Source organism: Tepidiforma flava (assembly GCF_027594505.1).
Taxonomy (GTDB): domain Bacteria; phylum Chloroflexota; class Dehalococcoidia; order Tepidiformales; family Tepidiformaceae; genus Tepidiforma; species Tepidiforma flava.
In genome coordinates, this window is sequence record NZ_CP115149.1 from 743,927 (window position 1) to 757,804 (window position 13,878).

The window sequence follows — 13,878 nt, forward strand, 5'->3', positions numbered from 1 at the left end:
CGCGGTCAGCCGGCGGGGGCGACGAGCGGGAGGAGGCGGGCCACGGCAGCATAGCCGAACCCGGCGACGATGCCCCGGCAGGCCGCGGCGATCGGGTCCGGCGTTTCGCCGTCCCAGGGCTGGCTGCTGACCGCGACGACCGGCGCCCCGTGGGCGCGCACGGCATCCGCTACGCGCGCGGCATGCGCCGGGCCGATGCCGTCGCAGACCAGGATGGCCGGGAGCGGGCAGCTCGAGAGCAGCCCGGGAATATCGAGCGGCGACGAGTAGCGGTGCACCTCGGCGCCGGGCCAGGCGAGGTCCGCCGGCGCATCGGCGGGAACGAGGACGAGCACGCGGTCCATACGGGGCCAGTGTACGGGACAGGGGCAGGGCCGGCAGCGTACGATGCGGGGCGTGGCAAAGGAATCGCTGCCGCCGATGGGGTTTCAGCTGCTCATCGGGCTCGAGATGACGGAGCGCGGCGACGGCGTGAGCCGCTGCCGGCTGGCGGTCGGCGAGCAGCACCTGAACCCCCACGGCGTCGTGCACGGCGGCGTCCTCTATTCGATGGCGGACACGGGGATGGGCGCGGCGGTGTACAGCCGGCTGGAGCCGGACGAGTCGTGCGCGACGATCGAGCTGAAGATGGTCTACATCGCGCCGGTGCGCGCCGGCGTGCTGGAGTGCGAATCGCGCATCGTGCACCGCGGGCGGCGGGTGGCGGTGCTCGAATCCGAGGTGCGCAGCGGCGAGCGCCTGGTGGCGAAGGCGCTCGGCACGTTCGCGGTTTTCGACGACCGCGCGGCGAAGGGCGGCGATGGGCGCTGAGGGGCGAGTCGTCTCGCTGAACGTTTCGCAGGGCGGCGTGCCGAAACTGCCGGTGCCGGAGGCGCGGGTCACGCAGCTGGGGATGGAGGGCGACCGGCAGGCGCACCCCGACATTCACGGCGGGCCGGAGCGGGCGCTCTGCTTCTTCTCGGCGGACGTCATCGCCGCGCTGCAGGCCGAGGGGCACCCCATCGCGCCGGGCACGACGGGGGAGAACGTCACCATCGCCGGCCTCGACTGGGGGCTGATGGCGCCGGGGTCGCGCTGGCGGCTCGGCGCGGAGGTGGAGATCGAAGTGACCCGGCCGACGACGCCGTGCAAGACGATCCGCGGGTCGTTCCGGGAGGGCGAGTTCAACCGCATCCACCACGCGCAGCACCCGGGCGAGAGCCGGGTCTACGCGCGGGTGCTGCGGGAGGGGACGGTGCGGGTCGGCGACCCGGTGGTGCGGCTGGCTGAGGCTTAGCCGAGGAACTCCGTCACGACCCGGGTGAACTCGGGGGTGTTCTCGAGCGGCACCATGTGGCCGGCGCCGGGGATCATCGCGACCTGGCTGTTGGCGATCTTCGAGCGGAAGAGTTCGGCGTAGGCCGGCGGCACGAGTTTGTCCTGGTCGCCCCAGACGATGAGCGTGGGCGCCTTGATGCGGTGGAGCCGCTTTTTGAGCCCCTTATCCGGGATGGGCCAGATGAACTTGCCGGTGGCGCTGAAGTTGGCGAGCTGGAAGTAGTAGTTCTCGGCCATCTCTTCTTCGTTCGCCGGGGGCGCGAAGAGCTTCGGGATGACCGGGTTCGTGAGGTCGCCGAAGATGACGCCCGGCAGCTCGTTCGGCATGAGGATGAAGAGGTCGGTGACGGGGGTCTCGTCCATCCAGAGGCCGACGGGACAGACGAGGACGAGCTTCTTCACCATGTCGGGCCGGGCGGCGGCGAGTTCAGCGGCAAACATGCCGCCGATGGAGTGGCCGGCGAGGAAGAACGAGGTGAGGCCGAGGGCGTCGCAGAAATCCTGGTAGTAGACGACCATGTCGTGGACGTCGTCGATGTGTTCGAGGCCGGGGGTGTCGTCCCAACCGGGGTGGGTCGGGACGATGACGTCGTAGTGCTCGGCGAGGGCGAGCATTTCGGGGGTCATGCCTTTGCGGACGCCGCCGGCGGCGTGGAGGTAGAGGAGGGGCTGGCCCGAACCTTTGCGGTAGACGGGGACCTGGAACATGCCGTTGCGCACGGAGACGATCTGCGGTTCGGGGGAAGTCATGGCATCGCCTTTCGCTGAGGTGAGATGCAGCTGCCCGGCGGGATGATTCGGCCGGGGCGAAGCACGGCCGGAACTCTACCGGAATCGGGGTGGGGGCGCCACCGCGCGGGTCAGGCGGGGCGGGTGAGCGGCGGGCCGTCGAACCGTTCGAGGGTGGCGAAGGCTTCGACGGGCTTCCGCTTCAGGCGCGTGAGCTGCTTCGCCGGCTGGCCGAGGGTGATGATCGTCGCGACGGCGACGTGCGGCGGGAGGCCGAGGAGCGCCTGGAGGTCGGGCTCGCGGGCGATGGGCATGGTGGTGAGCGTGCCGCCGAGCCCTTCGTTGCGCGCGGCGAGGAGGATGTTCCAGGCGAAGGGGTAGATGGAGGCGCCGCTGGCCATGCCGACGCGCGGCAGGTCCTGGTCGATCGAGGCAACGACGGAGAGGTCGACGCAGACGGCGAGGAGGACGGGGGCGTTCCGGTACGGCTCGGTGAGGAGCGGGGGGACGGGCGCGGCGGCGATCTGCTCCGGGGTGAGCTTCGTGGGGACGACGGTGTTCCAGGGGTTTTCGCCGGCGGCGACCTGGGCGGCGTAGCGGCGGGCGGCGGGGATGGCGGCTTCGGCGATCGCGGCTTTGGTCTCGGGGCTGCGGATGATGATGACGCGCCAGCCCTGGCGGTTGCCCCCGCTGGGAGCGAAGCGTGCGTTGTCGAGGATGCGGTAGAGGGTGTCGTCGTCGACGGGGTCGGCGGCGAACTCGCGGGCGGAGAATGCGGTGCGCATGACGTCGTAGAGGTCCATGCGCGGGATTGTGCCGCCCCGCCGGGGGAGCTGTCGCGCGGGTGCTGGCTAGAGCGTCTGCGCGAGCATCGGGAGGAGCGCGGCGATCAGCGCCCCGAGGTGGACACCGCGGGCGATGGGCGTGGCGACGGCGGCGTCCGCGTTGATTTCGTAGTGGTTGCGGCGGCCGTGGCGCTCACGCTGGAGGTAGCCCGCGCGCTCGAGGTCGGCAACGATGCGCTTGACGGCGCGCTCGCTGATGCCGACTTCGGCGGCGAGTTCGCGGAGGCGGATGTCCGGGTTGCGGGTGATGGCGAGGAGGACGTTTGCGTGATTGGTGAAGAGAGACCACTCAGCCATGGAACGAGGCTACGTCTGTGTCACCCTTACGCACTAGCGAAACATGTAGCGTGAATAAAGTTGCCCTTATTTAGCGGCCTAGCGTTCGACGAGGAAGGCGCCGAGGCGGGGGTCGAGAGGGAGGCTGGAGACTTCGATGCTGTCGATGCGGGCATCGGCGGGGCCGCGTTTGCAGGCGATGATGAACTGTTTGACGAGGCTCCGTTCGCCCTGGACGCGGACCTGGAGGGTGCCATCGGGGAGAAGGCGGCAGGAGCCGAAGAGGTTGAGGGAGTTGGCGACGTTGCGGAGCCAGAGGCGGATGCCGATCCCCTGGACCTGCCCGCGGATGATGATCTGCCGGTGTTCGAGGACGTAGAGGGCGTTCGCGGCGCGCTCCATACCGTGGTTTTCGGACGGTTCAGGAGCGCGGTTGAGCCTCCCAGATCGCGGGCCAGGCGCGGGAGCCGCGAACCGCCTCCTTCATGGCTTCGCGTTCGAGTTCGAGCGCCTGTTCGACGGCTGCATCGAAGCGCTGGAGCGCCTCGCCGCGGAGGCGGGAGCGGAGGATGCCGAGGGTGCCCCGTTCGATGAGGTTGCGGACCGTCTTCGGCCAGACGAAGAAGGCGAAGGCGCGGGGCGGGCCGAAGGAGCCGCGGTGCTTGCCGAGCCAGAGGTAGCGCTCCTGGACGGAGGCGACGGGTTCGACGATGCCCGCCCACTGGCCGTCGTGCTCGTTCTCGCGCGTATCGACGAGGAGGCGGAGGGGGAAGAGGGAGAACCCGATGGTGATGAGGTCGCCCTCGGCGAGGATGCGCTCGATGGCCTGGATGTCGACATCGATGCCGTTTTCGGTGCGCATGCGGCGGGACCTCCTTTCGGGTGATGGAGCGAGGGGGTGGTCCGGCCGGTGCCGTTCCACCCCCTCGGGGATTGCCGGGCGAGTCCCCGGAGGCGCTGGGCGCGCTGGCCGCCTAGTACATCGGCGGCGCGGCCGGGGCCTGCTTCTCCTCGGGCTTTTCGGTGACGAGGCAGTTGGTGGTGAGCACCATAGCGGCGATGGAGACCGCGTTCTCGACGGCGGAGCGGGTCACCTTGGCCGGGTCGATGATGCCCTTGGCGACCATGTCGCCGAACTCGTCCTTGGCGGCGTCGTAGCCGTGGCCCTTGGGGAGCTTCTTGACCTCTTCGACGATGACGGAGCCGTCCTTGCCGGCGTTGATGGCGATGCGGCGGAGCGGCTCTTCGAGCGCGCGGCGGAGGATGCGGACGCCGGTGGCCTCATCGCCTTCGAGCTTCAGCTTGTCGAGCGCGGGCGCGGCGTTGATCAGGGCGACACCGCCGCCGGCGACGATGCCTTCTTCGACGGCCGCGCGGGTGGCGCTGAGGGCGTCCTCGACGCGGTGCTTCTTCTCCTTCAGCTCGACTTCGGTGGCGGCGCCGACCTTGATGACGGCGACGGAGCCGGCGAGCTTGCCGAGGCGCTCCTGGGCCTTTTCGCGGTCCCAGTCGCTCTTGGCTTCTTCGAGGATGGCGCGGATCTGGGCGATGCGGGCGTCGATGTCCTTCTTCTTGCCCTTGCCCTCGATGATGGTCGTCTCTTCCTTGGTGGAGACGACGCGGCGGGCGCGGCCGAGGTCGCTGATGTCAACGCTTTCGAGGGTGCGGCCGATCTCCTCGGAGATGACCTGGCCGCCGGTCAGGACGGCGATGTCGCCGAGGTTGTCCTTCTGCCGGTCGCCGAAGCCGGGCGCCTTGACGGCGAGGACGTTGAGGGTGCCGCGGAGCTTGTTGACGGCGAGGGTGGCGAGGGCTTCGCCTTCGAGGTCGCCGCAGATGATGACGAGGTTCTTGGTGACCTGCAGGATGCGCTCGAGGACGGGGAGGATCTCCTGGACGGAGGAGAGCTTCTTATCGGTGATGAGGATGTAGGGGTCTTCGACGACGGCTTCCATCCGCTCGGGGTTGGTGACGAAGTAGGGGGAGATGTAGCCGCGGTCGAAGGCCATGCCGTCGACGTATTCGACTTCGGTCTGGATGGACTTGGACTCTTCGACGGTGATGACGCCGTCCTTGCCGACCTTCTCCATGCACTCGCCGATGAGTTCGCCGATGGCGGGGTCGTTGTTGGCGGAGATGGTGGCGACCTGCGCCATCTGGGCGCGCTCGGTGACCTTGATGGAGTTCTTCTTGATGGCTTCGACGAGGGCGGCGGCGCCGGCTTCGAGGCCGCGCTTGAGGGCCATCGGGTTGGCGCCGGCGGCGACGTTCTTCAGGCCTTCCTGGACGATGGCCTGGCCGAGGACGGTGGCGGTGGTGGTGCCGTCACCCGCGATGTCGTTGGTCTTGGAGGCGATCTCCTTGGCGAGCTGGGCGCCGATGTTCTCGAAGGGGTCTTCGAGCTCGATGTCCTTGGCGATGGTGACGCCGTCGTTGGTGATGGTGGGGGCGCCGAACTTCTTATCGAGGACGACGTTGCGGCCCTTGGGCCCGAGGGTGATCTTGACGGCATCGGCGAGGGCGTCGATGCCGCGCTTCAGGGAATGCCGGGCTTCTTCATCGAAGAGCAGCTGCTTTGCCATGGATACCTCTTCGCAGGGGGGTGTGTGGTCTGCGACCCGTATATTAGCACTCCCTGTCAATGAGTGCTAACGGTTGCGGGGGGCGGCGGCCGCGGGCGAGACTGCGGGCATGCCGCCGGGGCCGCTGGTGATCGTCGGGGGAACGTTCGACCCGCCCCACATCGGCCACCTCGTGCTGGGGGAGTGCGCCCGCTGGCAGTTCGGCGCGGCGCGGGTGCTGTTCGTCCCGGCGGGCGACCCGTACCGGAAGTCGGGGACACCGACGCCGGAGAACGCGCGGGCCGGGGGGCCGGCGGAGCGGCGCGCCGTCACACCGGGCGAGCTGAGGCTGGAGATGGTGCGGCTGGCCATCGCCGGGAACCCGGCCTTCGCCGCGGACGGGCGGGAGGTGGCGCGGCCGGGGCCGAGCTACACGGTCGAGACGCTGGAGGCGCTCCGGGCGGAGGGCTGGGAGGAGCTCGTGCTGGTGCTGGGGAGCGACGCGGCGGCCGACCTGCCGAACTGGCGCGAGCCGGGCCGCATCCGGGCGCTCGCGCGGGTGGCGGTGGCGGAGAAGGGGGACGCACCGGCCCCGCCGGGGTTCGAGCGGGTGGCGATGCCGCGGCTCGATGTCAGCTCGACGCTCATCCGGGCGCGGGTCCGGGCCGGGCAGCCGACCCGCTACCTCGTGCCCGCGGCCGTGGAGGCGTTCATCGCCGAACGGGGCCTCTACCGCGGCGGGGGCTGACCCGGCGCATCTGCGCGCCAGTCGCCGCTCTTGCCGCCGCGCTTCTCGAGGAGGCGGAGGCCTTCGATGCGGATGCCTTTCTCCGCCGCCTTGCACATGTCGTAGATGGTGAGGGCAGCGACAGCGGCGGCGGTGAGCGCCTCCATTTCGACGCCGGTCTTGCCCGTCGTGCGGACGGCCGCCTCGATGCGGAGGGTGTCGTCGCCGAGGGGTTCGAACTCGAGCGCGGCGCCGGTGATCGGCAGCGGGTGGCAGAGCGGGATGAGGTCCGGGGTCTTCTTCGCGGCCATGATGCCGGCGATGCGGGCCGCGGCGATGACGTCGCCCTTGGGGACGGCTCCTTCGAGGATGAGGCGGAGCGTGGCGGGCTGCATGACGACCAGCGCCTCGGCGACGGCCTCGCGCACGGTGTCGGCCTTGGCGGAGACGTCGACCATGCGGGCGGCGCCGCGCTCATCGAGGTGGGAGAGCTCACCGGCCATGGCGCCTCCGCCACATGAGGGTGTCGTAGCCGTAGGTGACCCCGTAGGCGACGGCGCCGACGGCGAGGCCGCCCGGGACGCCGAGCCAGTGCGAGACCCAGGTGTCCGCGGCGATGATGCCGATGCCGGCCCCGGCGAGGAAGGAGAGGAACGCGGTGCGCCGGCGCTCGGCTTCGAACCGTTCGCGGAGGGGGTCGGCCATGGGGAGAGTGTAGGGGAGGGAGAAGGGAGTTGGGAGCTGGGAGTTGGGAGTTGGGAGCTGGGAGCTGGGAGTTGGGAGAAGGGAGTTGGGAGCTGGGAGCTGGGAGTTGGGAGTTGGGAGGCGGGAGGAGGGAAGCGGGAGACGGGGAGGGTGAAGCGAAGGTTCGGGTGGGCCTCACCGGCCCTCCGCGGGGACGGAGCCCCGCGGCTACGAAGTTGGGAGCCGGGAGTTGGGAGGTTCGACAGGGAGACCCTTCGCCCTTCTCCCTTTCTCCCTTTCTCCCTTTCTCCCCTTCTCCCCTTCTCCCCTTCTCCCCTTCTCCCTTCTCCCTTCTCCCTTTCTCCCTTTCTCCCGCCCCCGGTTTGTCCGTTGGGCGCGATGCCGATAGGGTATGGAGGACAGTCGAAGAGCCTGAGACCGCAGGTCCCAATGCGACGCGTCCCCATCCCGGGGGCGCGGGGAGAATGCCGAAAGGCGCCTGCCGAGGCAGTGGTGAACCCGGCGCGGGGCCGTGTGCCTGCGCGGCCGGGGTGTGGACCCTGCCGCGGCGGCAGGGTTTTTTGGTTCCTGCGCGTGCGACGGCTGAGCCTATGGCGGGCGCAGCGCCCGCCGCCAGTCGAGTGAAGGAGGAGGGTATGCCGACTCCACGGAAGGTCGAGATGCTCGCCGAGGTGAAGGACCGCATGGCGCGGGCCTCGATTGCGGTGAGCGCCGACTATCGTGGGCTGACGGTCGCGCAAATCACCGAACTGCGCCGGGCGCTCCGCCCGACGGGCGCGGAAGTGAAAGTCGTGAAGAACACGCTTGCGGCGATGGCGGCGAAGGAAGCCGGCCGGGCCGAGATGGCGGAGATCGTGAAGGGGCCGACGGCGCTGGTCTTCGGCTTCGATGACCCGATCGGGCCCGTCAAGGCGCTCACGGAGCACCTGCGCAGCAAGCGCCTGAACATCGAGGTGCACGGCGGCTGGCTCGAAGGCCGGGTGCTCAGCCGGGCCGAAGTCGAAAGCCTCGCCACGATGCCGCCGAAGGAGCAGCTCATCGCGGACGTGGTGAGCAAGCTGCAGTCGCCGCTCTACCAGTTCTCCGGGCTGCTGCAGTCGACCATCCGGAACTTCGCCGGGCTCATCGATGCCCGGGCCAAGCAGCTGGAATCGGCCTGAGGCCGCCAGCGACCACCGCACGAAAGGAATCACGAGGAGAGAACGATGGCTTCGAAAGTTGAAGAAGTGCTGGAAATCATCAAGGGGATGACGATCCTCGAGCTCCGCGACCTGAACAAGGCGATCGAGGAGGAGTTCGGCATCACGGCGGCGGCGCCGATGGTCGTCGCGGCCGGCGCGGCCCCGGCGGCCGGCGGCGCGGCCCCCGCGGCTGCGGCCGAGGAAGAGAAGACCGAGTTCAACGTCATCCTGAAGAGCTTCGGTGACAACAAGATCAACGTCATCAAGGCGATCCGCGAGGTCATCAGCGGCCTCGGCCTGAAGGAGGCGAAGGACCTCGTCGAGGCCGCGCCGACGAAGGTGAAGGAAGGCATCGGCAAGGAAGAGGCGGAGCAGATCAAGGCGAAGCTGACCGAAGCCGGCGCCGTCGTCGAAATCGAGTAACGCCCCGCCGCGAGGCAGGGCGCATGCCAGCGGGCCCGGTCCGGCGACCGGGCCCGTTCTTTTGCGTCGTGTCCCGGCTGCGCGCGCCGGGGCCCGGCTTCAGATGGGGTGGTCGTGGGCCTCGGCCTGGTAGTGGATGTCGCGGACGGCGTTGCTGAGGTGGAGCGCCTCCTGCGGGTCGAAGCCGAGGACGCAGAGAGCCTGGCGCATAATTTCGAGCCCGCCTTCGTACTCGGGGACGACGACCTCGTTCGCGCCGAGTTCGCGCAGGGGGCGGATTTCGCCGCCGGTGCGGGCGCGGACGAGGATGGGAACAGCGGGGTTCAGGGCCCGGGCAGTGGCGGTAGCGACGAAGGCGGTGCTTTCGTCGGGGACGGTAATGCAGACGGCGCGCGCGTGCTCGATGCTGCTGCGCTCGAGCACCTCGCGGGTGCCGGCGTCGCCCCAGATGGTGGGGATGCCGGCCTCGTTGAGGGCGCGGGCGCGTTCGAGGTTGACTTCGATGACGGCGAACGGAATGCCGAGCTGGGCGAGAGCGTGGCCCGTGAGCTCCCCGACCCTTCCGTAGCCGACGATGACGACGTGGCCGGAGCGGGGCACATCGGGCTCCGGGATATCGCCCTGCCGGTCGACGAACCGCCAGACCGGGCCGAGCCGGCGGAGGACGCTTTCGATGGCGTCGAGGGTACTGAACGCGAACGGGTTGATGACGATGGAGATGGCGGCGACGGCGAGGATGATGGCGTAGGTTTCGTCGCTCATGAGGCCTTCGCGGAGGCCTTCGGAGCCGACGATGAAGGTGAATTCGCCGAGCTGGGCGAGCCCGGCGCCGACGACGAGGGCAGTGCGGCCGGGGAAGGGGAAGACGGCCGCGACGACGAAGGCGATGGCCGCGTTGACGAACAGGACGGAGCCGAGGACGGCGAGAAAGAGCGCTTTGTTGGCGCGGACGATGTCGGGGTCGAGGAGCATCCCGACGGAGACGAAGAAGAGGACGGCGAAGGCATCGCGCAAGGGGACGACGTCGGCGGCGACCTGGTGGGAGGTCTCGGTTTCGGAGACCGCGACGCCGGCGATGAAGGCACCGAGCGCGATGGAGAGGCCGAAGGCGGCGGCGCTGGCGGCGATGCCGAGCGCGGCGGCGACGAAGGCGAGCACGAACAGCTCGCGGGAGCCGGTGCGGGCGACGAGGGAGAGGAGGTAGGGGAGGAGGCGCGCGCCGAAGACCAGCATGACGGCGACGAAGACGGCGGCCCGGCCGACGGCGAAGGCGACGCTTTGCCAGATGGGACCGTTGTCCGCGTGGCCGAGCGTGGGGAGGATGGCGAGGGCGACGACGGTGATGATGTCCTGCGCGATGAGCCAGCCGATGACGACGCGGGCGTGGATGGTGCCGAGCAGGCCGCGGTCTTCGAGCGTGCGGATGAGGATGATGGTCGAGGCGATGCTGATGGCGAGGCCGAGGACGAGCGCTTCGCGCCAGGGGAGGCCGAAGGCGAGGCCGACGCCAGTGCCGAAGGCGCTGGCCGCGACGACCTGGATGACCGCGCCGGGAATGGCGATGGTCCGCACGGCCATGAGGTCGCGGAGGTTGAAGTGGAGGCCGACGCCGAACATCAGGAAGATGACGCCGATGTTTGCGAGCTGGGCGATGGCGGCCGGGTCGGTGCGGTAGCCGGGGGTGACCGGGGAGATGATGAGCCCCGCGGCGAGGTAGCCGACGATGGGGGAGAGGCGGAGCGAGCGCGCAAGAAAGCCCCCGGCCGCTGCGAGGCCGAGGGCTATCGCGATCGCAGTGATGAGCGAGAAGTCCTCCACGTGGGGAGCTGTAGCCTAGCAGCCCGGCGGGCCGCCCGGCCAGCGGGAGGGCGGCTCAGCGCGACGGCATCACGATGACCTTGCAGTCGCGGGGGTCGGCGAGGGCGGTGAAGGCGGCGGGCAGCTCATCGAGGCCGATGACCCGGGTGATGAGGGGGGAGGTATCGACCGCTTTCCTGCCGAGCGCATCGAGCGCCTCCGCGTACTCGGCCGGGGTGTAGCCGAGGACGAACTTCAGGGTGAGCTGCTTGTTGATGCCGACCATCGGCATGATGCGGTCTTCCTGCATGCAAACGCCGACGACGATGACGCGGCCCATGCGGTCGACGAGGTCCATCGCCTGCTGGAGGGTGCCTTCGACGCCGATGCATTCGAAGACGACCGGGGGCGCGGGCCGGCCGGTCGCCTGCTGGATGGCTTCGAGCACGGGGGTTTCGCGCGGGTCGATGATGAGGTCGGCGCCCAGCTTACGGGCGAGTTCGCGGCGCTCGGCGGAGAGCTCGGAGACGGCGACGTGCGGGACGCCGTCGTGCTTGAGCCAGAGCAGCGTCATGAGGCCGATGGGGCCGGCGCCCATGACGAGGGCGGTCTCGCCGGGCTGCATCCGGGCCTCCCGGACGGCGTGGAGGCCGACGGCGCACGGTTCGGTGGTGGCGGCGACCTCGTCGGGGAGGCCGTCGGGCACGCGGAGGAGCAGAGGCGCGCTCATGAGGACGTATTCGCCGTAGGCGCCGGGGAACTTCGTGCTGTAGCCGATGGCGGCCATCCCGGTTGGCGAGGAGGGGTCGATCATGACGGGGATGGAGGTGACGCGGGTGCCGGGCTCCCAGGCCTCCGCGCCGGCGCCGGCCTTGACGACTTCCGCGACGAACTCGTGGCCCATCACCATGCCGGCCGTCGCGACCGAGTCGTCCCACTGGGTGGAGCCGGAGCGGCGGGCGGCGGCGATCATGTCGTCGAGGTACTTCGCGGCGTGGAGGTCGGAGCCGCAGATGCCGCAGGCGAGGACGCGGGCGAGGACCTGACCGGGGCCCGGCTCGGGGACATCGAGGGTTTCGACGGCGAGGGTCTTGCCGCGGAGCACCATGGCGCGCATGGACGTTTTGCCTCGTGCGAAGTTTCGCGCGCGGGAATGTACCACAGGGACCTGCCCGATTGCCCGCCGGGCGGGACGTGGCCGACACTCATCCTGTGGACTCCGAGCGCGCGCGGCGGCGCATCGTGCTGGCGACGAACAACCCGGGCAAGGTGCGGGAGTTCCGGCGGCTCATCGAGCCGGCGGGCTGGGCGGTCGTGACGCCGCGTGAGCTGGGCATCGCCTTCGACGTCGTGGAAGACGGCGCAAGCTACGCGGAGAACGCGGTGAAAAAGGCGCAGTCGTGCGCGGACGCGGCCGGGGCGCTGGCGCTGGCCGATGACTCGGGCATCGAAGTCGATGCGCTCGGCGGCGGGCCGGGGATGTACTCCGCGCGGTTCGGCGGGCCGGGGCTGGACGATGCCGGGCGGACGGCGCTGCTGCTGGAGCGGCTGGCGGGCGTGCCCGCGGAGCAGCGGACGGCGCGCTACCGGGCGGTGGTGGCGCTCGCCTGGCCGCAGGCGGCCGGCCGGCCGGCCGTCACCTTCGAGGGCGTGGAGGAGGGCCGCATCGGGTTCGCGCCGCGCGGCGGGCGGGGCTTCGGCTACGACCCCGTGTTCGAACTGCCGGACGGGCGAACGCAGGCCGAGCTGACCGACGAGGAGAAGGACGCGATCAGCCACCGCGGGATCGCCGTGCGGGCAGCGCTCGCGTGGCTCGCGCGGGAGGCGGGCGGGTGAGGCTGCGGGCGGCGGTTGCAGCCGGGCTGGCGGCGTTCGCGCTGGCCGGCTGCGGGACGCCCGACAGCAATTTCCCGGCGGAGACGGCCTGTCCCTCGCCGCAGGCGCTGCCGACGAGCAGGGCGGCGCCGGGGACGGTCTCGCCGCAGGCGTTCGTGGGGCGCATCCGGGCCGGCGCGCGCGAACTGGAGCAGGCGCGGGAGCGGCTGCGGGAGGTCTACCCGAACGAGACATTCTACCGGCGGGAGACGTTCCGGCCGGATTTCGCCGCCTACGCGGACCGGACGCTCTGCCTCGCGCGGGAGCTGCGCGGGCTGCCGGCGCCGACGGACCGGCTGGCCGCGTGGAAGGCGGGGGTCGACGCGGCGCTCGACGCGCTCATCGCGCACACGGCGGCGGGGCGGGAGGCGGTCCGGACGCGGAACGTCTCGCAGTACCGGGAGTGGTATGCGGGGGTCGATGCGAAGCTCGATGCGGTGGAGGCGGCGGCGAACGCGGCGCCGTGAGCGGCGGCGCGGAGCAGCGCTTGCGCGGCGTGCTACGCTCGAAAGCGTGGACGGTGCAGGCCCCCGGCCGCCGTGGCTGAAGGTCCGCTTTCCCGCGTCGCCGCGCTTCGGCGAGCTGCTGGCCCTGCTGCGCGACAGCGAGCTGCACACGGTCTGCGAAGAGGCGCGCTGCCCGAATATCGGCGAGTGCTGGGGACGCGGGACGGCGACGTTCATGATTCTCGGCGATACCTGCACGCGCTCCTGCGGCTTCTGCGCGGTGAAGACGGGCCGGCCGGGGACGCTCGACACGGACGAGCCGCGGCGGGTGGCGCTCGCCATCCAGCGGATGGGGCTGCGGCATGCGGTCATCACCAGCGTGAACCGGGATGAACTGCCGGACGGCGGCGCGCGGATGTTCGCAGAGACGATTCGCTGGGGCCGTCGGCTCTCGCCGGGCACCACGTTCGAGGTGCTCATCCCGGACTTCAAGGGCGACGAGGATGCGCTGGCGGCGGTGATGGCGGCGCGGCCGGAGATCCTCAACCACAACACCGAGACGGTGCCCCGGCTCTACCGGCAGGTGCGGCCGCAGGCGGTGTACGAGCGGTCGCTCCGGGTGCTGCGTCGGGCGAAGGAGCTGGACCCCGGGGCGCTGACGAAGAGCGGCCTGATGGTGGGGCTGGGCGAAACGCGGGAGGAGCTGCTGGCCGTGTTCCGGGACCTCGCCGCGGCCGGCGTCGACATCCTGACGGTGGGGCAGTACCTGCGGCCGACGCCGGCGCATCTGCCGGTCGCGCGCTACTGGGAGCCGCCGGAGTTCGAGGAGCTGCGGGAGGCCGCGCTGGCGATGGGGTTCCGGCACGTGGAGGCCGGGCCGCTGGTGCGGAGCTCGTACCACGCGGAGGAGCAGGCCGTCGCCGCGCGCAGCGATGCCGCGGGAGCCGGTATGATTCCGCTCACCGTCCGCGGGGCGGACCCGGCGGGCGGATGACG

Annotated in this window: 19 protein-coding genes; 8 read left to right on the forward strand and 11 right to left on the reverse strand. The window is 70.6% G+C overall.

Going from position 1 to position 13,878, the window contains the following annotated elements:
• Window positions 1-5: 5 nt before the first annotated feature.
• Window positions 6-344, reverse strand: a complete 339-nt coding sequence (locus tag O0235_RS04575; protein WP_270057355.1) for a hypothetical protein — start codon at window positions 342-344, stop codon at window positions 6-8.
• 52 nt (window positions 345-396) lie between these two features.
• Here O0235_RS04575 and O0235_RS04580 point away from each other — a divergent pair, with 52 nt between their 5' ends.
• Window positions 397-810 (forward strand): PaaI family thioesterase, encoded by a 414-nt coding sequence (locus O0235_RS04580; protein WP_270057356.1) that lies wholly within the window; start codon window positions 397-399, stop codon window positions 808-810.
• A complete protein-coding gene (locus O0235_RS04585) occupies window positions 800-1,276 on the forward strand; it encodes an MOSC domain-containing protein (protein WP_270057357.1) in 477 nt (158 codons plus the stop codon). Before O0235_RS04580 ends, O0235_RS04585 begins: the two co-directional genes overlap by 11 nt.
• Here the strand turns inward: O0235_RS04585 and O0235_RS04590 are convergent.
• The 6 genes from O0235_RS04590 to groL all read right to left on the reverse strand — a co-directional run bounded on the left by O0235_RS04590 (window position 1,273) and on the right by groL (window position 5,749).
• Window positions 1,273-2,067: an alpha/beta fold hydrolase gene (locus O0235_RS04590; RefSeq protein ID WP_270057358.1), complete on the reverse strand. Its 795-nt coding sequence runs from the start codon at window positions 2,065-2,067 to the stop codon at window positions 1,273-1,275. The two genes, O0235_RS04585 and O0235_RS04590, sit on opposite strands and share 4 nt — an antisense overlap.
• A 110-nt stretch (window positions 2,068-2,177) precedes the next feature.
• A complete protein-coding gene (locus tag O0235_RS04595) occupies window positions 2,178-2,849 on the reverse strand; it encodes a nitroreductase family protein (protein ID WP_270057359.1) in 672 nt (223 codons plus the stop codon).
• A 48-nt stretch (window positions 2,850-2,897) separates the two neighbouring features.
• Entirely contained in the window at window positions 2,898-3,188 is a 291-nt protein-coding gene (locus tag O0235_RS04600) for a helix-turn-helix transcriptional regulator (RefSeq protein ID WP_270057360.1), read from the reverse strand.
• Window positions 3,189-3,266: 78 nt separating this feature from the next.
• On the reverse strand, window positions 3,267-3,569 hold the full coding sequence (locus O0235_RS04605; RefSeq protein WP_270057361.1) for an acylphosphatase: 303 nt from the start codon (window positions 3,567-3,569) through the stop codon (window positions 3,267-3,269).
• Window positions 3,570-3,588: 19 nt separating this feature from the next.
• A complete protein-coding gene (locus tag O0235_RS04610; RefSeq protein ID WP_270057362.1) occupies window positions 3,589-4,029 on the reverse strand; it encodes a hypothetical protein in 441 nt (146 codons plus the stop codon).
• Between the two features lie 112 nt (window positions 4,030-4,141).
• On the reverse strand, window positions 4,142-5,749 hold the full coding sequence (gene groL / locus O0235_RS04615; RefSeq protein ID WP_270057363.1) for a chaperonin GroEL: 1,608 nt from the start codon (window positions 5,747-5,749) through the stop codon (window positions 4,142-4,144).
• A gap of 109 nt (window positions 5,750-5,858) precedes the next feature.
• Here groL and O0235_RS04620 point away from each other — a divergent pair, with 109 nt between their 5' ends.
• A complete protein-coding gene (locus tag O0235_RS04620) occupies window positions 5,859-6,476 on the forward strand; it encodes a nicotinate-nicotinamide nucleotide adenylyltransferase (protein WP_270057364.1) in 618 nt (205 codons plus the stop codon).
• Here the strand turns inward: O0235_RS04620 and moaC are convergent.
• Entirely contained in the window at window positions 6,458-6,958 is a 501-nt protein-coding gene (moaC, locus tag O0235_RS04625; protein ID WP_270057365.1) for a cyclic pyranopterin monophosphate synthase MoaC, read from the reverse strand. The genes O0235_RS04620 and moaC overlap by 19 nt on opposite strands.
• A complete protein-coding gene (locus O0235_RS04630) occupies window positions 6,948-7,160 on the reverse strand; it encodes a hypothetical protein (protein WP_270057366.1) in 213 nt (70 codons plus the stop codon). Before O0235_RS04630 ends, moaC begins: the two co-directional genes overlap by 11 nt.
• A 635-nt stretch (window positions 7,161-7,795) precedes the next feature.
• Between O0235_RS04630 and rplJ the strand changes: the two genes are divergently transcribed.
• Window positions 7,796-8,320 carry a 50S ribosomal protein L10 gene (rplJ, locus tag O0235_RS04635; protein WP_270057367.1) on the forward strand — a complete coding sequence of 175 codons (525 nt, stop codon included), beginning with the start codon at window positions 7,796-7,798 and terminating at the stop codon, window positions 8,318-8,320.
• A 45-nt stretch (window positions 8,321-8,365) separates the two neighbouring features.
• Window positions 8,366-8,764, forward strand: coding sequence for a 50S ribosomal protein L7/L12 (gene rplL, locus O0235_RS04640; protein WP_270057368.1), 399 nt, complete (start codon window positions 8,366-8,368; stop codon window positions 8,762-8,764).
• A 99-nt stretch (window positions 8,765-8,863) separates the two neighbouring features.
• Here rplL and O0235_RS04645 read toward each other — a convergent pair whose 3' ends face one another.
• Window positions 8,864-10,582, reverse strand: coding sequence for a cation:proton antiporter (locus O0235_RS04645; RefSeq protein ID WP_270057369.1), 1,719 nt, complete (start codon window positions 10,580-10,582; stop codon window positions 8,864-8,866).
• Window positions 10,583-10,637: 55 nt separating this feature from the next.
• Window positions 10,638-11,678, reverse strand: a complete 1,041-nt coding sequence (locus O0235_RS04650; RefSeq protein WP_270057370.1) for a zinc-binding dehydrogenase — start codon at window positions 11,676-11,678, stop codon at window positions 10,638-10,640.
• Between the two features lie 95 nt (window positions 11,679-11,773).
• Here O0235_RS04650 and rdgB point away from each other — a divergent pair, with 95 nt between their 5' ends.
• Genes rdgB through lipA form a run of 3 tightly spaced genes read left to right on the forward strand, consistent with a single transcriptional unit; the run spans window position 11,774 to window position 13,876 of the window.
• Window positions 11,774-12,397 carry an RdgB/HAM1 family non-canonical purine NTP pyrophosphatase gene (rdgB, locus tag O0235_RS04655; protein WP_270057371.1) on the forward strand — a complete coding sequence of 208 codons (624 nt, stop codon included), beginning with the start codon at window positions 11,774-11,776 and terminating at the stop codon, window positions 12,395-12,397.
• Complete coding sequence (locus O0235_RS04660) at window positions 12,394-12,903, forward strand: hypothetical protein (protein WP_270057372.1); 510 nt, start codon at window positions 12,394-12,396, stop codon at window positions 12,901-12,903. The genes rdgB and O0235_RS04660 overlap by 4 nt, the downstream gene beginning before the upstream one ends.
• Before the next feature lie 46 nt (window positions 12,904-12,949).
• Window positions 12,950-13,876 (forward strand): lipoyl synthase, encoded by a 927-nt coding sequence (gene lipA, locus O0235_RS04665; RefSeq protein WP_270057373.1) that lies wholly within the window; start codon window positions 12,950-12,952, stop codon window positions 13,874-13,876.
• Window positions 13,877-13,878: the final 2 nt, after the last annotated feature.